16 protein-coding genes and 1 tRNA gene are annotated in these 20,550 nt (G+C 41.6%); 9 read left to right on the forward strand and 8 right to left on the reverse strand.

Annotated features, from left to right (window positions below):
- Positions 1 to 163: 163 nt before the first annotated feature.
- Entirely contained in the window at positions 164 to 1,270 is a 1,107-nt protein-coding gene (locus tag JFC10_RS03635) for an AI-2E family transporter (protein WP_198331717.1), read from the reverse strand.
- A 342-nt stretch (positions 1,271 to 1,612) separates the two neighbouring features.
- Here JFC10_RS03635 and purM point away from each other — a divergent pair, with 342 nt between their 5' ends.
- Together purM and purN are read left to right on the forward strand one after the other, a co-directional pair.
- Positions 1,613 to 2,662 (forward strand): phosphoribosylformylglycinamidine cyclo-ligase, encoded by a 1,050-nt coding sequence (gene purM, locus JFC10_RS03640; RefSeq protein WP_198331718.1) that lies wholly within the window; start codon positions 1,613 to 1,615, stop codon positions 2,660 to 2,662.
- Positions 2,662 to 3,354, forward strand: a complete 693-nt coding sequence (purN, locus tag JFC10_RS03645; protein ID WP_198331719.1) for a phosphoribosylglycinamide formyltransferase — start codon at positions 2,662 to 2,664, stop codon at positions 3,352 to 3,354. Before purM ends, purN begins: the two co-directional genes overlap by 1 nt.
- A 151-nt stretch (positions 3,355 to 3,505) precedes the next feature.
- On the opposite strand, the gene JFC10_RS03650 is transcribed toward purN, so the two are convergent.
- Both JFC10_RS03650 and JFC10_RS03655 read right to left on the reverse strand, forming a co-directional pair.
- The gene (locus JFC10_RS03650; RefSeq protein WP_198331720.1) at positions 3,506 to 4,888 is read right to left on the reverse strand and encodes an NAD-dependent succinate-semialdehyde dehydrogenase; all 1,383 of its coding nucleotides are present in this window, start codon (positions 4,886 to 4,888) and stop codon (positions 3,506 to 3,508) included.
- A gap of 402 nt (positions 4,889 to 5,290) precedes the next feature.
- Positions 5,291 to 6,280, reverse strand: a complete 990-nt coding sequence (locus JFC10_RS03655; protein WP_193011682.1) for a LysR family transcriptional regulator — start codon at positions 6,278 to 6,280, stop codon at positions 5,291 to 5,293.
- A 679-nt stretch (positions 6,281 to 6,959) separates the two neighbouring features.
- Here JFC10_RS03655 and JFC10_RS03660 point away from each other — a divergent pair.
- On the forward strand, positions 6,960 to 8,546 hold the full coding sequence (locus JFC10_RS03660; protein WP_193011683.1) for an isocitrate lyase: 1,587 nt from the start codon (positions 6,960 to 6,962) through the stop codon (positions 8,544 to 8,546).
- A 120-nt stretch (positions 8,547 to 8,666) separates the two neighbouring features.
- Here the strand turns inward: JFC10_RS03660 and JFC10_RS03665 are convergent, their stop codons facing one another.
- Complete coding sequence (locus tag JFC10_RS03665; protein ID WP_198331721.1) at positions 8,667 to 9,902, reverse strand: DUF4349 domain-containing protein; 1,236 nt, start codon at positions 9,900 to 9,902, stop codon at positions 8,667 to 8,669.
- A gap of 242 nt (positions 9,903 to 10,144) precedes the next feature.
- Here JFC10_RS03665 and JFC10_RS03670 point away from each other — a divergent pair, with 242 nt between their 5' ends.
- The gene (locus JFC10_RS03670) at positions 10,145 to 11,854 is read left to right on the forward strand and encodes a CYTH and CHAD domain-containing protein (protein ID WP_198331722.1); all 1,710 of its coding nucleotides are present in this window, start codon (positions 10,145 to 10,147) and stop codon (positions 11,852 to 11,854) included.
- Between the two features lie 214 nt (positions 11,855 to 12,068).
- Here the strand turns inward: JFC10_RS03670 and JFC10_RS03675 are convergent, their stop codons facing one another.
- Complete coding sequence (locus JFC10_RS03675; RefSeq protein ID WP_198331723.1) at positions 12,069 to 12,683, reverse strand: nitroreductase family protein; 615 nt, start codon at positions 12,681 to 12,683, stop codon at positions 12,069 to 12,071.
- A gap of 214 nt (positions 12,684 to 12,897) precedes the next feature.
- Positions 12,898 to 13,413, reverse strand: a complete 516-nt coding sequence (locus tag JFC10_RS03680; protein WP_198331724.1) for a L,D-transpeptidase — start codon at positions 13,411 to 13,413, stop codon at positions 12,898 to 12,900.
- 146 nt (positions 13,414 to 13,559) lie between these two features.
- Here JFC10_RS03680 and JFC10_RS03685 point away from each other — a divergent pair, with 146 nt between their 5' ends.
- On the forward strand, positions 13,560 to 14,858 hold the full coding sequence (locus JFC10_RS03685) for a hypothetical protein (RefSeq protein ID WP_198331725.1): 1,299 nt from the start codon (positions 13,560 to 13,562) through the stop codon (positions 14,856 to 14,858).
- 143 nt (positions 14,859 to 15,001) lie between these two features.
- Here the strand turns inward: JFC10_RS03685 and JFC10_RS03690 are convergent, their stop codons facing one another.
- Positions 15,002 to 16,240 carry an argininosuccinate synthase gene (locus JFC10_RS03690; RefSeq protein WP_193011689.1) on the reverse strand — a complete coding sequence of 413 codons (1,239 nt, stop codon included), beginning with the start codon at positions 16,238 to 16,240 and terminating at the stop codon, positions 15,002 to 15,004.
- Between the two features lie 327 nt (positions 16,241 to 16,567).
- On the opposite strand from JFC10_RS03690, the gene pyrC reads away from it, so the two are divergent.
- The 4 genes from pyrC (at position 16,568) to JFC10_RS03710 (ending at position 19,213) form a co-directional block, all read left to right on the forward strand.
- Positions 16,568 to 17,638 (forward strand): dihydroorotase, encoded by a 1,071-nt coding sequence (gene pyrC, locus JFC10_RS03695; RefSeq protein ID WP_198331726.1) that lies wholly within the window; start codon positions 16,568 to 16,570, stop codon positions 17,636 to 17,638.
- 291 nt (positions 17,639 to 17,929) lie between these two features.
- Positions 17,930 to 18,589 (forward strand): ribonuclease T, encoded by a 660-nt coding sequence (rnt, locus tag JFC10_RS03700; RefSeq protein WP_193011741.1) that lies wholly within the window; start codon positions 17,930 to 17,932, stop codon positions 18,587 to 18,589.
- Between the two features lie 297 nt (positions 18,590 to 18,886).
- Positions 18,887 to 19,084 carry a hypothetical protein gene (locus JFC10_RS03705; protein WP_140412980.1) on the forward strand — a complete coding sequence of 66 codons (198 nt, stop codon included), beginning with the start codon at positions 18,887 to 18,889 and terminating at the stop codon, positions 19,082 to 19,084.
- A 53-nt stretch (positions 19,085 to 19,137) separates the two neighbouring features.
- Positions 19,138 to 19,213 (forward strand) — tRNA-Glu (locus JFC10_RS03710).
- Positions 19,214 to 19,677: 464 nt separating this feature from the next.
- On the opposite strand, the gene JFC10_RS03715 is transcribed toward JFC10_RS03710, so the two are convergent.
- Positions 19,678 to 20,301, reverse strand: a complete 624-nt coding sequence (locus JFC10_RS03715) for a BLUF domain-containing protein (RefSeq protein WP_198331727.1) — start codon at positions 20,299 to 20,301, stop codon at positions 19,678 to 19,680.
- Positions 20,302 to 20,550 lie beyond the last annotated feature (249 nt).

The following is a 20,550-nucleotide window of genomic DNA, read 5'->3' on the forward strand; positions in this document are numbered from 1 at the left end:
GACTAACTAGATAACGGCTGATACTGTCAATACTGCGCCTATATATAACATATTTGCAAAATGACTGACAAGTCTTTTACCTATTAAGCCTTATCAATCGCTGTTTTATCTCTCACACCATCTACTAATTAGCAATGACTCTATTAATTTAATAATAAGGTACTTATCTTTTTTCAAACAGAGCCAACTGCTTACGACCTTTATAAAAATCAGTCGTACGATAGTAGGCGTATAAATGGCGGAACAGTACATTCAGCACGGCAGAGACAGGCAGAGCAATTAGCATACCAACGAAACCCAATAGGCTTGCGCCTGCCAATACGGCAAAAATCACCCACAGCGGCGATAGACCAATCTTATCACCCAATAGTAATGGCTGCAGAATATAACCTTCAGCAGCTTGCCCAACCAAAAAAGCACCAACAATCAGCGACAGATACGTCCAATTTAAGCCAAACTGGAATAGGCAAGCGATAATGGCAGCGACAAAACCAATACCAAAACCCAGATAAGGAACAAAGCTGGCAATACCAGCAACCATACCAATAATAAGCCCTAGCTCAAGCCCAATAAGCTGTAATTGCACAGCATAAATAGCCCCCAATAATACCATTACCAATAGCTGACCCTTGATAAATGCCATCAATGCACGGTCACACTCTTGGGCAATTTGAATAACTTTTTTGCTATAGGCATTAGGAATTGCCAGCTTCCATGTCTGTAAACGCTGATCCCAATTGAACAAAAAATAAAAGGTTAAAATTGGTACTAGCACAATGAGTCCCGCATTATTGATAAAGTTCATGCTTGAAACCAATATTTGGTTCATCATGGTACTGGCATCTTCAAACTTATAATTGGTTTGCATATAATCGACTAACGTATCAGAAAAGCCTTTCGCTTCTAGCTCTGGTAGCCGGATGCGGCTATTGTCAGCGAACCATGCACGTACCACTTCATTATACCAAGTTAAAATCTTTGGCAGATAATCCCACGCCGCTTGCAACTGATGCCACAAAGTCGGTATCAACCACCAAAGCAGCAGCACCATTCCTAAAGTGATGGTGGAGTAGACAATAATAATCGCCACCCAGCGTTTGATATATTTCGACAAGCGTTTGACCAGCGGATTGAATAAGTAAGCCAGTACGAAAGCAAAGATAAACGGTATAATAACTGGCATCATCAAATACAGTAATAAGACACCCACCACCATAGCAACGACAATAAATAAGCGCCGAAAGAAGGGATCTATTGGTTGGTTCATCATGGCAAGGAATCCTACGATTGGGCTGATTTAAAATGGGCGTGTAACTGAAAGAAATGATACGTCTTATCGTACAATAATGCCGTAATAGCGAACTGTTATCGACAATAAATTTAGCGTTCCATTATCGCAGAGTACAGCAAAAAATCCGTCATTTTTTGTTTCTTAACTTTTTATTTACCACTTAAAGTCAGTCTTCGTGAAATATCCGCCAAATATCCACAAGTTGCTTTGCGAGTGAGGGTCATTTTTGGGTATAATGCGCCCACTATATTCAGAATTAACACGACCAACTCGATTTTCTACTGACAGACCTTCATTCCCTATAAAATTTGTGAGATGACCATGAGTAACAAGCCTTCTTTAAGCTACAAAGATGCTGGTGTTGATATTGATGCTGGCGATGCGTTGGTTCAACGTATTAAGTCAGTGGCAAAAGCCACCTCTCGTCCTGAGGTTGTGGGCGGACTTGGCGGCTTTGGAGCGCTTTGTCGCATTCCAACTGGTTATACCTCTCCTCTACTAGTCTCGGGCACTGACGGCGTCGGCACCAAGCTCAAGCTGGCATTACAGCTGAATCGTCATGACACTATCGGCATTGATTTGGTCGCCATGTGCGTCAACGATTTATTGGTTTGCGGTGCAGAGCCATTGTTCTTCTTAGATTACTATGCGACTGGCAAGCTTGATATTGATGTAGCAGCAACTGTGGTTACTGGTATTGGCGAAGGCTGTAAGTTATCAAACTGCGCCCTGATCGGTGGCGAAACGGCTGAGATGCCAGGCATGTACCAAGACGACGATTATGACTTAGCTGGATTCTGTGTCGGTGTGGTCGAAGAAGCGGAAGTCATCACTGGCGAAAATGTCGCCGAAGGCGATGTATTGATTGCCCTTGCCTCAAGTGGTGCACACTCAAACGGTTATTCATTAGTGCGTAAAGTCATCGAAGTCAGCGGCGTTGACGTGACTAGCAGCGATGAGCAACTAGACGGTCAGCCTATCCAAGATGCACTGATGGCCCCTACTCGCATCTATGTTAAAGCGATTAAAGCGTTGCAAGACACCCTGGGTAGCGCAGCTCTACATGCGATGTCACATATTACTGGTGGCGGCTTAACCGATAACTTACCACGTGTACTGCCGGATAACTTAGCTGCTAGCATTGATACGGCTAGCTGGCAGTTTTCAGAGCTATTCACTTGGCTACAAACCCAAGGTAATATCGAGCAAAGTGAGATGTACCGCACCTTTAACTGCGGCGTTGGTTTTGTCATTGTCGTACCTAAAGACAAAGCAGAAGCTGCTATCCAGACATTAACAGATGCTGGTGAGACAGCTTGGCAATTGGGTGAGATGGTTAAACGTGAAGCGGATGCAGTGGTGTACCGTTAATGTCAATTGATAATGCAAGCCAGCTCATCAAACCGTTGCGTATTGCTGTTCTAGTATCAGGAAGTGGTAGCAACCTGCAAGTATTAATCAATGCAATGCAAGCAGGCGCGCTACCGATTGAAATCGTTGGTGTCATTAGTAACCGTGAAGACGCTTATGCATTGACACGTGCTAAAGACGCTGAGATACCAGTTGCGGTGCTGTCACATGTTGCTAGTGGCAAACGTATGGGTATCAAGACGTTTGAAACCCATGCCAGCAGCCAACTAGCGTCATGGCAACCAGATCTCATTGTATTAGCTGGATTTATGCGCGTATTGAGTGCAGATTTTATCGATAACGCGCCAGCGCCGATGATTAATCTACATCCCTCTTTATTGCCAGTCTATAAAGGCCTTGATACCCATCAGCGTGCGATACAAGCCGGTGAGCGCCATCATGGCTGTAGTATTCATGTCGTCACTGCCGAGCTCGACGCGGGTACTGTTTTGACGCAAGCGATGTTAGAGATAAATCAGAAAGACACTGCCGATAGTCTACAAGCACGCGTGCAAAAGCTTGAGCATCAATTGCTCCCTTGGACGATTTTATTGTTGGCTAAAGGTGCACTATCGCTGAAAGATAATTCATCATCACATCAGAAAAACATCTTTTTGCCAGCCTTACCTTTAAAACTATATTTGAACGACTGAGTAAATAACGATAGTCACAAATTATCAGGCATAAACTATCAAACTTAACTCTTAGCATAAAAAAGCCCAGTCACTCAATGAATGACTGGGCTTTCTAATAGCGGCCTTTAAAAGTCTCTAAAGTCCATCTAAATCCTGAAGACTTCAGATATTATTGACTCTTATGGACGTGTAACCCTTTAATATTTACAAATTCTTTAATACCAAAACCGCCATGCTCGCGGCCATGACCTGAGTTTTTTACGCCACCAAACGGCAACGCTGGATTTGCAAGGCCATAACCATTGATGTAGACCATTCCAGTATCAAACTCTTCGCGCGCTAGGCGAATGGCTTTATCTTCGTCTTTAGAGAAGATAGCACCGCCCAGACCGTAGCGACTGTCATTGGCAATGCGTAATGCATCATCTTGGTCTTTGGCTCGTATTAATGAGGCGACAGGGCCAAATAATTCGTCGTCATAGGCAGGTTGGCCTTTTTCGACATTCTCCAAGATAGTTGCTGGATAAAAACTGCCTTTTCCTTCTGGCAATTGACCACCAACAGCAATCGTTGCGCCTTTTGCCACACTGTCTTCTACTTGCTCATGCAACTTTTCTTGTAAATCTTTGCGGGCTAATGGACCAAGATCAGAGCTATCATCCATCGGATCGCCAGATTTAGCATCTGCAAATTTTTCGACAATGCGTTTACGGAAATCATCGTATAAGCTATCAACGACGATAAAGCGCTTAGCGGCGACACAAGTTTCACCATTATTAATGAGACGTGCTTGGGTACAGGTTTCTACTGCTAATTCTAAATCCGCATCTTCTAAAACAATAAATGCATCGTTAGAACCTAATTCCAATACTACTTTTTTGATAGCTTTCGCTGCTTGCTGACCAACGATACTACCAGCGCCATCACTACCTGTGAGTGTAACACCACGCACTTTGTCATGACCGATTAACGCTTCTGATTGATCGTGATCGATTAAGATCGTACGGAACAAATCGTTTGGTAAATCAGATTCATGGAATATTTTTTCAATTAATAAGCCAGAACCAGTCACGTTTGATGCGTGCTTGAGTAAGATACTATTACCCGCCATCAGATTCGCGATGGTATAACGGAACACTTGATAAGCAGGAAAGTTCCATGGCTGCATGCCATAGATGACACCGATAGGCTGGTAAGTCACAATGCCTTTTTTCAAGCCTTCGATATCACGCTCATCATCAGCAAGTGCAGCCACCCCTTTTTCTGCGGTATAGTCACAAATTGCCTTACACAAATCTATTTCTTGTAAACTCTGGCTATAGAGCTTACCACGCTCCTCCGTCATGAGCTTAGACAACTCTTCTTTGTACTTGAGCAAGGTCTTACCGATAGAATTGATGACTTTTGCACGCGCTTCATGGCTAGTTTTGCGCCACTCCAGAAATGCTTGGTGCGAGGATTCAACAATCTTGTTGACCTCATCATTACTCATGTAATCGTATTCTTTGATAGCTTCACCCGTTGCTGGGTTTATAGTAGTAATATCTGCCATGATTATTATCCTTATTTATTAAACTATTTTATTGGTTTAAAAATTTATCGCTTCAACATTTGAAATTTTAAAAGACACATAAGCCGAGAATCGTCATTTTTATAAATGCATATGGTCAAATTCAACGACTTCATCAACGATTTTATTGAACCCGACAATGTCGTATAACTTAACAATAGGTTATGTATTTGTCTTTTTTCTTAATGTGGATTCATCATAGCAAAATGTTCGACGAGTAGTTTTACAAGTTATGAAGAAGTGTGCGTAAGATGTTAAGAATGTGACTGGCTGATTGATTATGCTGAGATCTTGGATGAGACTTTTCAGCAAAATCAGACCAATAAAAAACCAGCGCTTTGGCTGGTTTAGTGAATAAGTGATTGATAAATAAAAATAAATGACTTAAAACAAATGATTCATCACAGGGATTTCTTGTGGTGGATTCTCTTCTTCGTCAACGATTTGACGTGCTACATGCATGATAAGCTGACGCAACCAACGATGCGCGGGATGATGCTGCAACAAAGGTGACCACGCCATGGTTAGCTCAAATTCGGGGATAAAAAACGGTGGCTCTTCCATCTTTATGCTGTCGTTATTGGCCTGCATTTTTGCCACACGTGTGGGCAAAGTAGCAATCAAATCTTTGTTTGCTGCGAGCATAGCTGGCATTTGATAATGACGGGTAAAAACGCTGATTTGACGTTTTTGACCTAAGCGCTGTAGAGCTTGATCAATAGAGCCAAGTCCGCCAGATTTTTCTGGATTGACCCCAAACCCCACACCCATTCCCGTTTTAGAGACCCAAACGTGCTGCGCTTTTAGATAATTTTTAAGATTGAAGCGGTTGGCATAAGGGCTTTCTGACGACAATAAACAACTAAAAGTATCACGCCATACCAGAACTTGGTGAAAACTTTGGGGTATCTCATTAAAACGGTTGATCGCCAAATCGACGCGACCTTGCTCCATATCACGATAAGAGACATCTGACGGCGTCAAGAAATCCAAAATAACATTGGGCGCCTCTGACCTCAGGGCTTTGACCAGTTTTGGTACCAACGTCGCTTCAGCATAATCTGAGGTCATAATACGAAAAACGCGCGAGGTACTATAAGGACGAAATTCTGTACGCGGCTCCAGTACTTGAGTCAAATCCGCAAGTATTTCACGGATACGAGGCTGCAACTCCAAAGCGCGTTCAGTCGGCGTCATACCTTCGGATGAGCGTACCAGTAATGGATCATTAAATAGCTTACGCAGACGGCGCAAAATATTACTCATCGCAGGTTGGGTAATGCCAAGCTGCTCAGCTGCACGAGTGACGTTTTTTTCTCGTAGCAACACATCTAAATGTACCAATAAATTTAAATCTACCCGCTGCAAATTCATATATGTCTCTTTACCTTAGAATAAATACCACTCCAAACGCGGCGTTTTTTGCCCTGTTATTTAGTATAAATCATCTATAACAGAATGAAATAAGCATAACTTTATATTAATTTTTCTGATATACGCTTATTATAACTGAAATTATCTATCTTAAGCTGTTGTTTTATATATACTATCATCAAATTAAATACCCAAGATAATAATCATAAACTAGATAAATCAAGGTAACCTAGCTATAGTGGCTAGCAAGCGCTTAGTTAGTCATTATTTAATATTAGGCAGTCGCCATGCGTTTCAATGGATTGACTACAACCTGTATTTTATCGCATTTTCATACGGAAATACGGACATAACATTTATTACGCAAACTTAATTTTTTGCTCTCATTTGTTTTTAAGCTTGAATGAGTACTTTGCACTTTTAGGGCAATAAGCACTTTAACAGTCGAAAAAGGCTTATAAAAAAGCGCATTCATCCTGAAATAAAAGACCAAATAATAAAAGCTGACCAATTAGACAGGTTTTGTTTGCTTTTATGCTAATTTTCTTATAGTTTAGTAGAGATTGCTAAGGCACAAGGCCTATATTTTAAATTTTTACTTCTGCCAGCATCTTTCTATATATCAAAATTATCTCACTACTTTTAGTTTACTAATTTTCACCACCCCAAGGAGACATAGATGTCAACTGCATATAAATCAGCGATCGATTTAGTACGTGAATTAAAGCAAAAGCACGGTAACTGGCAGAATATTAGCGAAACCGATGCGGCACGTATGATGTCACAAAACCGTTTTAAAACGGGCTTAGATATCGCCAAATATACTGCAAAAATCATGCGTCAAGACATGGAAGACTATGACAATGATACGTCTCAGTACACGCAGTCTTTAGGTGCATGGCATGGTTTTGTTGCTCAACAAACGATGTATGCTAAGAAAAAATACTTTGGTACAACAGCTAAAACTTACATCTACCTATCAGGTTGGATGGTTGCTGCCCTTCGTTCTGAGTTTGGTCCTCTACCTGACCAGTCTATGCACGAAAAAACGTCTGTACCTAAGCTAATCGAAGAAATCTATACCTTCTTGCGTCAAGCTGATGCTAAAGTATTGAACGATTACTTCCGTGAGCTAAACGCTGCTGAAGAAGCGGGGCAAGATACCTCAGCTATCCTAGAAAAAATCGAAAACTTTGATTCACACGTGGTGCCAATCATTGCTGATATCGATGCAGGTTTCGGTAACGAAGAAGCAACTTACTTGCTAACCAAGCAAATGATCGAAGCTGGTGCTTGTGCTATTCAAGTTGAGAACCAAGTATCTGATGCGAAGCAATGTGGTCACCAAGCGGGTAAAGTTACTGTACCGCATGAAGACTATATCGCAAAAATCAACGCTATTCGTTATGCATTCTTAGAGCTTGGTGTTGAAGACGGCGTTATCGTTGCTCGTACTGACTCTGAAGGCGCATCACTGACGCAAAAAATCCCAGTATCAAATGAGCCAGGCGATCTTGCTTCTCAGTACATCGATTTTATCGAGATGGAAGAAGTCACGCTTGAAGATGCGAAAGAAAACGACAGCTTGCTTAAGCATAACGGCAAACTAGTACGTCCAGTTCGCCTACCTAACGGTCTATATCAATTCCGTGAAGAAACGAACATCGACCGTGTGGTACTTGACTGTGTAACCGCTCTAGAAAACGGCGCTGATCTACTATGGATCGAAACACCGACTCCAGATGTAGAACACATCAAAATGATGGTTGACCGTATTAAAGAGCAGCAGCCTAAAGCCAAGCTTGTATACAACAACAGCCCATCATTCAACTGGACGCTTAACTTCCGTAAGCAAATTATCGCTCAGTGGGAAGACGAAGGCAAAGACATCTCTGCCTACAATAAAGATGACTTGATGAGCGCTGATTACGACGGTACTGAGCTTGATACAGCAGCTGACGAAGCGGCTAGAAACTTCCAACGTGATGCATCACGTGAAGCAGGTGTATTCCATCACTTAATCACGCTACCTACTTATCACACCACTGCACTTAGCGTGCATGAGCTTGCTAAAGGCTACTTCGGTGAAGATGGTATGCTTGCTTATGCAGCCGGCGTGCAACGTAAAGAAATCCGTGAAGGCATCGCTTGTGTTAAGCACCAAGCAATGGCGGGTTCTGACCTTGGTGATGATCACAAAGAGATCTTCTCAGGTGAAAATGCCCTTAAAGCTGGCGGCGGCAAAAACACCATGAACCAGTTTTAATCACCGACCACTTATAAGTACATTTCGTAAGTGCCAGTTATAAAGAAAGCCGCCCTACATTGTAGGGTGGCTTTTTTATGTCTGCTTATTTGCACTCTATCACTGTGAGCTTGTTAAATTTCAATTTGAGTGCTTATTATCCTTACTATCAATCTCTTTCATATTATTGCTATTATCATCTACCTGACTGCTCTGTATACTGACTGAATCGTAAGTTTCTGGGTTTTCACCCATCAGCTCACGCTTTATATTTTTTATACGGAGGTCATTTTTAAAAAATTTACGATAGATTGATTTTATCATCCTGTAAATTAGATAAAAAACACCACCAAGTACAAGCAGCCACCACAGTTGTATCAATCCAAGCGCTACTGACCTGAGTATCTCCCAGCCATCTTTAAATGCTTGGTTAACTTGGGTACTAAAGCTTGGCTGCTCAGCATCCAATAGCACATCTAGATTTTGTGTGGTTTCTTTATAACTGATATCTGGCTGCATAAAGGTCAGGTTAATGGTGCTATATTGAACTTTATCAGCGATAGCCAGTTGCTCAAGCTTGGCAAGCTCTTGTTGACGACGCGCAGCATAAGTCGCGGTAATGGCATCAACATTGCTGCCTTGGTCTTTATCATTTTTACTATTGAGACGTTCTTGGCTAAGCTCGCTTGCCATATCACTATTTAGCTGGCTCGCTAGCTGTTCACGATAAATATCTAATGTTACATCTTGAGCACTAAACTGCTGCTCATTTAAAAATGCGACTTGCTGTTGTAATTGCGCTAGGAACTTGCTGACATTGGCGCGAGGGATACGGACTGTCATGTTAGCTTTACGAGTATAGGTTGTGATCGTGATGTTTTTATTGCCTTGTACAAAGGTGCGACTATCACGTGGATGATTACTAATATTACTAAGTGCCACATAACCAGCCTGTTGCCTTGTCAAACTCTCAATAGCATCACTAGTTTTGACGACATCTTCAACTTTAAAATCAGCACTGGCAGTTATCAATAACGCTTTACCAGCAATTTTAATGTCTGTTGTCTGACTACCAAGTGTTTGTTCACTAGGGTTTGATAGATTTGCAACCTCTAAGCCATTGGATGCGTTATCGACTGCCGCATCTGACATGATGCTGACCATCTCACCTGCTGTAGCCTCTGCAACTTCTTCAGTTGCCACTTCTGTCAGATCTGCGCTACTTTCTGCATATTCAGAAGAGCTGTCGCAGCCGCCTATCAATAAAACAGACCCGAGCATTATTGGTAAAAAGAAAGCTGATGAAAACAAGACGTTAGGCATTAATATTGAATGAGATTGCTGAGTGTCATACTTCTTTTGATTGCATTGCGTCATTATTTTATAATCCGGCATTTTATGAGATATATTAGATAAAAATATTTTAGCTTTCATTATAAAGCTAATCATTTTTATTCTACTTTTGTTCAATAATTATCCTTAATTATAATGATTACTTACTAAAAGTATATCTCTAATATTCGCTTAGATTATTTATAGAAAAGATTTCGCTTGTTATTCGCCGATAGCTTTCATACGATGGTAGTGATTCAAATTTATTAAAATAATCGGGAGCCATCATGCAAGAGATAGAGCTAAAGTTTTTGGTACCAGAGTCGCGACTAAAAGGTTTAATGCGCCAAGCAAGAGTCAAATCTTCTGAGGTGACGCCACTGGCTGCCCATTATTACGATACCCCTGACCAACAGCTTGCAGAGGCAGGCATTGGCTTACGCATTCGTAAAGAAGGCGACGCTTGGGTACAGACCATCAAAGCGGGCGGCGACGGCATTGCGGCACGTTTAGAGCATAATGCGGTACTGGATAGTGAGCAGGTAGAGGCGATGCTCGATAATAATGCGCTCATGCCTGATTTAACCATTTATAAAAATACCTCTGTCGCCCCTGCTCTGGCTAAATTTAAGCTAAAAAAACTGGCTAAAAATCTCACACGGCTATATGTTACCGATGTAGAGCGCATCGCACGATTGCTGGTAGATGAGGGTGACGATGAAGCAATTAACCATATCGAGATGGCGTACGATTATGGAGAAATCATTCACGGCAATGATGATACTCAGCGCGCTGCTATTCAAGAAATTGAGTTTGAGCTGGTATCAGGAGATATCGATTTTTTATTTGTAACCGCTAAAACTTGGTGTAAACGCTATAAGCTTTGTCTGTCTACGGTGACCAAAGCTGAACGCGGTGGCTTACTCATTACTGGGCAGCAGCATAGCTCAGCCGTTCATACGGACCTTAGCCAGCTAAATATCGATAAAAAAATCAGCATGCCGGCCTTTGTGCGCGCAGCCGTGCATAACTGTCTGTTGCAAATACTGCCCAATAGTAGTGCTATCGTCGCTGGCAGCGAAGAAGATGACCATATATTACAACTGTATATCGGTATTACCCGCTTGCAAGCTGCCCTACAAGCATTTACCAGCTACTCTGACGAAATCAATCCAGACTGGCTGCCGATACTAAAACAAACAACAGCTTTAATTAATGATTATCGAGAGCTTGTCCATCTTGCCTCATATATAGAGCCTAATTTACAACAGCAAGGCTCACCTACAGTCGATTGGACAACAGATATCGACGCGCTGAAGATTACTCCGAAGGATGCTGTCAGCGCCAATGATTTTCAGTTGATCTTACTTGAGCTGATCGCCTTTACCATGAGTAACCCAAGCCTTGAACCGCAATCTGACCAACTCGCCATCGATAAACTGGCAAAAACACTATCCAAACAGCAGGCAAAGCTTGGCAAAGCAGTGCAAAAGCTTCAGAGTAAAAACGGTGCTGACTCTGCTAGCATGAATATAGAAAGTGGTGATTTAAAAAATGACGATTTACAAAGTGTGGACTTAGAAGGTATTGACTCAGAAAGCGTCAATACACAAAGTCTTGATGTAGAAAGTGACAATACAGAAAACATTGATGTAGAGAGCTTTAATGAAACGCAAGCCATGCATGAACTACATCAACAGTTAACGACCTTACTTTATATCAGTGAGTTTGCTGCGCCATTATTAGATAAGAAAAAGTCAAAAAAGAAAAAAACGAAAAAGACAAACAAACGCTGGCTAAAATATTTAGCAAAAGCGCAAAAATCTTTGAATCAATATCGCAATCATATGGTGTATCAACAGCACTATCAGTTAAAATCAGAGACAGAGAGGAATGCACTATATGGAGCTGGTTGGTTTGCAGCCATGCAAGCGATAGACCATAAACCTACTGAAAAATGCTTGGCTAAAGTAACAGACAGCTCAATATTTCGCTAAAAATACTCTTAGCAACAGGAACAACGCTTAGAATAAACAAAATCTAGAAGAAAAAAGACAGCTCACTTTATGTGGGCTGTCTTTTTTTGAGCGCTTTTTTTGATTGGATGATTAAACTCAGCTATGTTGAAACTTAACAACTCGACTCAGTCAATGATACATCAAAAATTAGCATTTATTTGCTAAGCCTAGCGCTTTTATAAGCTTGAGCATTTTATAAACCCAGAACTTTCATACGCTCACTGACTGGCTGATACATTTTTTCGCCAGCAGGCTCAACAATGTTACCAAATGGCATTTGTGCCACCAACTCCCAACTATCTGGGATAGCAAAAGCCTTAGCTGCGTCTTCATCCACAAGCGGATTGTAGTGCTGTAAATTTGCACCAATATTCAGCGTGCGTAGTTCTGTCCACATGGCATACTGATGCATGGCTGAGGTTTGCTGTGCCCAAACTGGGAATTTGTCTGCGTATAGCGCAAACTGCTCTTGCAATGATTTAATCACCTTGTTATCTTCATAAAATAGCACGGTACCAGCAGCGGCACGGAAGCTATCTAGCTTTTGCTTAGTGCCAGAAAAATCGCCATCACCGACTGCTTCACGCAGTTTGTTTTCAGCGATATCCCACAACTTCTGGTGCTCTGCACCAAACAGTACGACCAATCGCGAAGATTGCGAATTAAAAGAAGAAGGGGTATGTAATAAAACCCGCTCTGCCATATTTACAATCGTTTGTGGCTCTACTGGTAGCTCGTTGCCCAAGGCATAGATCGAACGGCGTTCATCAAAGGCTTGTTGTAAAGTGACTAGGCTTTCTTTAGACATCAATATTATCCTTGTAATTATAATAAAATATAGGTTAAACGAGCCATGTTTGGGATGACACGTTGATTTTTAACAAGGGATTTATTATATCATTATGCTAAATAATATCTATACTCCATAAAGTTTATTTTATCAATTAATCTATGCAGTTATTCTGTTTTACTTAAGCTCTTCGGCAAAAATAATTCACTCAGCAGCATTTAATAAATAGTGGTTAATGAGCGATAATCACTACCGATGTACCCGCTTCAACTTGGTCGAACAACTTAATAATATCCTCATTACGCATACGTATACAGCCGTGCGAGAGTGGCTCGCCCATCGGCTCACTATCTGGCGTACCATGAATGTAAATATAACGCTGATAAGTATCACAGCCACCTTCACTATTACTGCCTTTATTCAACCCTTCTTCCACACCCCCTAACCAAAGAATACGGCTTAAGATCCAGTCGCGCTCAGGATGTAGCATACCCAGCTTTGCTTCATATATCTCGCCGGTAGGGACACGTCCAATAAAAACCGTATTTATGGGTTCGCTTGCACCGATTTTTTTTGCAATAAAGTGCTTGCCAAGAGGTGTGCAGCCACTATCTTGCTGACTGCCAATACCATTTTTCGCGGTAGACACCGCATATTGAGCCATTTTTTTATTGTGCTGGTAGAGAATCAATGTTTGCTGAGCAATATTAATCACTAAATGTATATCAGAGTTTTCGTTGTTTTTCATAAAGGGCTTCCAACTGTCACTAATGAGGTTGAGGGCATTATTGATCGCGTGATGAGTAAGTTGACTGGTTTTTTCTATTATTAAAGGATTGTATCAAGGCTTTTGGCACCGTAATATAGGGGCACACTTTTTGATGCTAGCAGATTATGACGACTATTTCACCGACACGTGTGTCGATGTATGATTTTCTCTATCAAGATACCAAGCCAATGGTGTCATTATTGGCAGATGCCGCCAAGCTTTCATTACCGCAAGCGCGATTGGCAATGGATGCTAGTTTGCAGGCCATTGTCAGTGCCTTGCTCGCTTACCAGCAGCACAATGATGGTCAAGCCGTGAGCAAAAAGCTGTTTAGTCGCGGCGCTGTCAAAGAGCTACGCCAGTATAATTCGATGAACTTTTCGACCATTAATGCGACGTTATATCATCGCCATGATGCGGCGGATGCGATATTTTATGATAATGCTCGTGTGATTAAAGCCAGTGATTATATTGCTCAGCAGATTGACGCAACAACGCAGCAAGTACAGATACTCCTCACATCTCTATGCGTGATTGTCTTACGTGAACTGGCTATTTTGGCCGAATATAGCCAACTTGATAACAACGAGATGGATAAATGGTTCGCTTTACAACCGCAGTTTTTATCAGCTGCTCGCTTTGCCGCCAATGAGCCAACGTCTATCTCTGTCGAATTAAATGAAGGTAATGACGATAAAGGTCTAATTGCAGCATCGGAGGTCGTTTTAGACTCGGCAGTAAAGATAAAATCAGCAGCCAAATCCGAACATAACTCCAACACAGAACGTGCCTTATTGAGCACAGAGCAGCTCGCTGGCACCCCGCCAGCTTTCAATCATTACTGGCATGAGTTAACGACTTTCAAACCTGAACGTCATGAGCCTGTGCAAGATATGCAACTGGCGACGGGTAATTATTTAAAAGTCATCGGACGCTCATCTGCAAATGCCCAACAAGGCAAACATAATGACTTGTTGATCTTTGCAGAAATGACCGCCATCAGCTTACCGCACCAACGCTGGCTACTGCAATTGGCTAAGATTTCAGAAATATACTTACAACGTAATCGCCTACGTATTACTTCCGAACCTGCCAGCGCACCAAAACCGCCTCTGGTTAGTCTGGGCTTAATCGGTGGTAATAACGACAATACGCCAACCACAACTAGTGAAAAGCCCATTGAGTACGAGGCATCCATACCGCTGTGGAAAAATCCGGTTATCTTGATTATTATTGCTGTTATCGGTGTGCTTGGCGGGCTTGCAGCTCTCAAGTATCAAAGCCAAAAATCTGACGGTGTGTTACTGGCGACAGAAGAGGTCATAGAACAAGACCTTATCGAGGAACGTCAACAGCAAGATGTGGCCATTGTCAGGATGGATGATGATGAGCCTGATGCCAAAGAAACAAAAGCGTCTCAATGATAAACAGCAGCAATTAATACATAATTTATTAAGTAGTAAAAAATGATCGAACAAACCTTTAAAAAATCCACAAAAAAAGGCGCTATTAACATAGCGCCTTTTGATTCATGTATCTTATTCATGCTTTATCTAGCAAAGTATACTTACTTTGATAAATCGCGACCACGGCTGGCTTCAATCGCCAAACGTAGGCCATTTAAGCGAATGAAACCTTCCGCATCTTTTTGATCGTAAGCACCAGCATCATCTTCGAAAGTCGCGATTTTTTCGTCGAATAACGAATCATCTGACTTACGACCAACAACACTCACAGCACCTTTGTATAGTTTTACGCGTACTGTGCCGTTAACGTATTCTTGTGATTTGTCAATCAACGCTTGCAACATCATACGCTCAGGGCTGAACCAATAGCCGTTATAAATCGTTTTAGCGTAGCGTGGCATCAGCTCATCTTTCAAATGTGCGGCTTCACGATCGAGCGTCAATGACTCAATACCGCGATGCGCTTTTAGCATAATGGTACCCGCTGGCGTCTCATAGCAACCGCGTGATTTCATACCGACATAACGGTTTTCGACGATATCCAAACGGCCAATACCATGCTGACCACCAATCTCATTAAGCTTAATCATGACTTCATAAGGCTTAAGCGCTTCACCATCGATAGCAACGATGTCGCCTTTTTTGTATTCTAATTCTAGATATTGTGCTTCATCAGGTGCTTCTTCTGGACTCACTGACCAGCGCCACATATCATCTTCTGCTTCGGCGTATGGGTCTTCTAAGATACCGCCTTCATAAGAGATGTGTAATAAGTTGGCATCCATTGAGTACGGAGATTTCTTCTTATTGCCCGCATAATCAATGGCAATGTCATGCTCTTTGGCATATTCCATCAAGCTCTCTCGGCTCGACAAATCCCACTCACGCCATGGTGCAATGGTAACCACGTCAGGCGATAAAGCAACCGCACCAAGCTCAAAACGTACTTGGTCATTCCCTTTACCAGTCGCACCATGACTGATGGCATCGGCGTTATGTTCTTTAGCAATCTCAACCAAACGCTTAGCGATTAATGGACGTGCGATAGAAGTACCGAGCAGATACTCACCTTCATAGATGGCATTGGCACGGAACATCGGGAATACATAATCACGGGCGAACTCTTCACGTAAGTCTTCAATATGAATATGTTTGATGCCCATGGCTTCCGCTTTGGCACGTGCTGGCTCAACTTCTTCGCCTTGACCGATATCAGCGGTAAAGGTAATAACTTCTGCATCATAGGTTTCTTGCAACCATTTAGCGATGATGGAGGTATCAAGACCACCTGAATAGGCCAAGACGATTTTATTAATATTTTTTGGATCAAGTTGAGCCATGAAAAACTCCTGTTGTGAGCATTTAGTTTTAGGAAAAGCACTAAGATTCAATCAAAAGATAAATTACTTGCTCAGTGTACATCATATTTACTATAGGCAAAAGTGCAACTGCCCCATGGCACAAGCTTTTGATTTAAATTTTGGGTCGATAGATTTCAATTGTTCACATGTAGGTGACAGTTGATTGCCGCAAATAAAAAAACAACCAATCTATTATGTACAGATATTTAGCCGCATATTTAGTCAAGTAGGCAAATCTGTTATGATAGCGGTACAGTATCCCTTCCTTTTATTTCCGTATATGACGATATAGAGCGCGACGACATTATGACTGATTCGATTAGAGAATTGACCATCCTTCAGCCAGACGATTGGCATATTCATTTACGTGATGGCAAAGCATTGAGCACTACTGTATCGCATGCAGCAAACAGTTTTAACCGTGTCATATGTATGCCAAACTTAGTGCCTCCTGTTAAGAACACTGACGATGCGCGTGCCTATCGCGACCGCATCATGGCGCACTTAGCAGCCAGTGAGCTGGATGCTGAGCGCAAAACTGCATTCGATCCACGTATGACTTTATATCTCACTGACAAAACCACTGCCCAAGATATCGAGATGGCAGCACAATCAGGTATCGTCCAAGCGGTCAAGCTTTATCCTGCTGGCGCGACTACCAATTCGGCTGATGGCGTCACCAATATTAACGCCTGCGTCGATGTTTTTGAAGCATTAGAAAAGTACAACCTACCATTACTGATACATGGCGAAGTGACGCAAGATCATGTGGATATCTTTGACCGTGAGAAACGCTTTTTAGACGAAGTATTGGCGCAAATTATCGTCAAATTCCCCACATTAAAGATTGTCGTCGAGCATATTACCACCAGTGATGCCGCTGATTTTGTCTTAGCACAAGGCAATCACATTGCCGCCACTATTACCCCGCAGCATCTGATGTTTAACCGCAATCATCTGTTGGTTGGCGGTATCAAACCGCATTTTTATTGCTTGCCTATCCTCAAGCGTGAAAGCCATCAAAGAGTATTATTAGATGTGGCTACCAGTGGCAATCCCAAGTTCTTTTTAGGCACGGACTCAGCCCCACATGCAACGGATAAAAAAGAAGCCGCTTGTGGCTGTGCTGGCTGCTATAGCGCTGCAACGGCGCTAGCATTGTATGCCACCGCTTTTGATAGCGTAGGTAAAATAGACAAGTTAGAGGGCTTTGCCAGCCGTTTTGGTGCTCAGTTCTATGGATTACCAGTCAATGAAAGCACTATTACGCTTGTCAATACGACTATGCAAGTGCCAGTAGCCTATCCTTACTTTGATGGCTCATCATTAACGCCATTAATGGCGGGTGAGACGCTACCTTGGTCTATCAAAGCATAAAACTCACTAAGTGAAACCGTCTTTAGTCTATTTTAACTTTAGAATTTTAACCCTATGATAAGCATGACACCTACTAACCAGCGGTGTGATTTGTATCATAGGGTGTTTGTTTTTCATTTAATGTCTTAATTCAATATAACAGTACGACTGATAAAAGCGATTTAACCAGATATGACCACTCCAAACGATGTCACCTTACCTGACGAAAACCCATCAAACGTTGTAGATAACAGCCTTAAGATCACGTCAAATAGTCACACAGAAGATACCGCAGCAGACGAGCTAGCACCAATGCGTCTAAAAGACCGATTTCGTAAGTTTCTGCCTGTCGTCGTTGATGTGGAAACTGCCGGCTTTAATGCGCAAACCGATGCTTTGCTGGAAATTGCCTGTATTCCTGTGCTACTGAATGAGCAGGGTGTGTTTTATCCTGGGGAAGCATTCAATGCTCATATCGAACCCTTTGAAGGCGCGAATCTCGAACCGAGTGCCCTTGCCTTCACTGGGATTGATCCCAACAATCCGATGCGTAAAGCCATTGCCGAAGATGAGAAAACAGCACTACGCCGTATCTTTAAAGGGTTAAAAGAAGTACGCCGTACTGAAGACTGCCGCCAGTGCGTCTTAATTGGACACAACGCCCATTTTGACTTGGCGTTTTTGAATGCGGCCGTGCTGCGTAGCAATAACAAAAGTCACAACCCATTTCATAACTTTTCAGTTTTTGACACAGTGACCTTATCCGCGCTGGCATTTGGTCAGACAGTGTTAGCACGTGCTTGTAAGGCAGCAGGCCTTGATTTTGATGGCAATGATGCTCATTCTGCACTATATGATACGCAAAAGACCGCTGAGCTGTTTTGTCATATCCTAAACCATTACCCTATGCTGGCTAATGCGATGCATACTGAAGACAATAAAGCGGATTTGACGGATAGCGGTAATAAATAATCCATTTATCACATATCCTATATTGCCAACTACCCATAATAGTGCTATTTGTAATACTTGATGACTTTAACATCTTGATCTTACAATCGATAGGGATATGATTGATAGCACAATAAATCAGCGACTTGTCTAACCATTGAACACTATATTGTGTACAATAATTCAAAACTAGACAAGTTATTGTAAACCCTCACGTTAGAACGTCTCTTTATATCCTATAGATGGTTTAAGTTGCCCGCATTGTCTCGATAGCCAGTATGATTCATGCTATCGAGGCGTAATAGGAGGGACACTATTATGGATCCACAGCTTAAGTTATGGGGAACCATCCTCGGTTATATGCTACTCGCATTGACTATCAGTGCTTGTACTTCTCTATGGATTCGCTATCATTTAAAGCGTAATGACTTACATCCTCGCCGTGCAATCAAAAAAAGATATTTAATTTTAAAAAGAAGAAGAAAAAGGCTTGACAGCAAGCGCAGACGCTATTAGAATACGCACCACTTCAGCATAAAGGTGAAAGCAGCTGAGGTGTTGTGTTACTAGTCCCCATCGTCTAGAGGCCTAGGACACCGCCCTTTCACGGCGGTAACGGGGGTTCGAATCCCCCTGGGGACGCCACTATTTGGCGTCACTTATTAGCAATTTTGCTGCAAAGCATCTGATAAGACTAATAAGCGTACCACCGAAAAGCCCAATCACATAATATTGTGATTGGGCTTTTTTTATGCCTGTTTTTTATATCATGACGCTCTTAATATCTCAAAACTTAGCCCGTGATCGCCAATTTACTTGATAAATGAAGCATAGTTAATTTTATAGATAAAATTCGGTATTAAGTTCGCTCAAGATATTAGTGATAGGGCGTCCACTTGCCCCGCCTCCTTTGATTCTAAATTATTTTGAATCCACTGTAATATGCCTATTAGCGTTATAAAGCATCGAAACTAAGCATAGCTATCCATAGTTTCGATGCTTAACTTGCTACTTTGTTTATTAATTGAAGTTTTTATCATAAATTTAAGCAAAAAAAATCCAGCATTTAATACTGGATTTTTAGATCAAATAGTCTGTATTTATAAGAACTACCAAATCTTATCTGATAGCATTAGCCATAACAATGTCATAACAATCATGATGCCTAGTACCGTTTGAATCAAAAAGAACGCTTGATGCTGACCGACGACCTTACTTAACGTCACACCTAATGTGCTGTACTTGATAGGCGGCGTGTCAATATTGCCAGTTCTTGCTTGTTCCTCATAATACTCTTGTAAGATATCTAAGAATGTTCGCCATTCATTAGAGCCCCAGTCATAGGGCTTAAACGGCATGAGTTTTTTCAGCTCAGGCTCTTTAGTCATCCAACGTTCAAGCGTAATAGAACGTAGAGACCAGTTCGAAAAACGGCGTTCGGTAATTTCTGAAAAGTCTAATATTTTTAATTCTTTATGTCGATCATCTACCAACAAGCGATTCTTTAGATTGGTTAAATCCTGTTCGGACCCTTCTACACATTGAAAAAAGTAGCCATTGCCATAGCAAAGAATACCCGTAATGTTATCGGCTTGGTTACGCTCAATCGCGACCTCTGAGATGTCGTTAAGCGTGCTGGGGCTTGAAAGACCAGTCGAAGTAATTTGGCTTATATATATAAGCTGACAGAGATCTGTCGTTACTGGACTTGTAGAATCATTGATTGTTGACAATCAGCTTCTCCCTATTTTCAGGTAAATGTAGCTAAGACAACCATACTAACTTTAGAAAAAACATAGAGACAAGATCTTTGAAAATATCAAATCGGCTTGGTATATTATTGATTTTATAAATGTTTATATTAATTGTATTAAGTTCGTTACATCATAGGCTAATTTAGTCATCAAAGCAATATATGTTTACCTTATATCATTAATTGATAAAACCAAACAATATTTTAGAACTATTTATGCTGAGAATTT

This window comes from Psychrobacter aquimaris, from assembly GCF_016107525.1.
In the GTDB taxonomy this organism is placed as follows: domain Bacteria; phylum Pseudomonadota; class Gammaproteobacteria; order Pseudomonadales; family Moraxellaceae; genus Psychrobacter; species Psychrobacter aquimaris.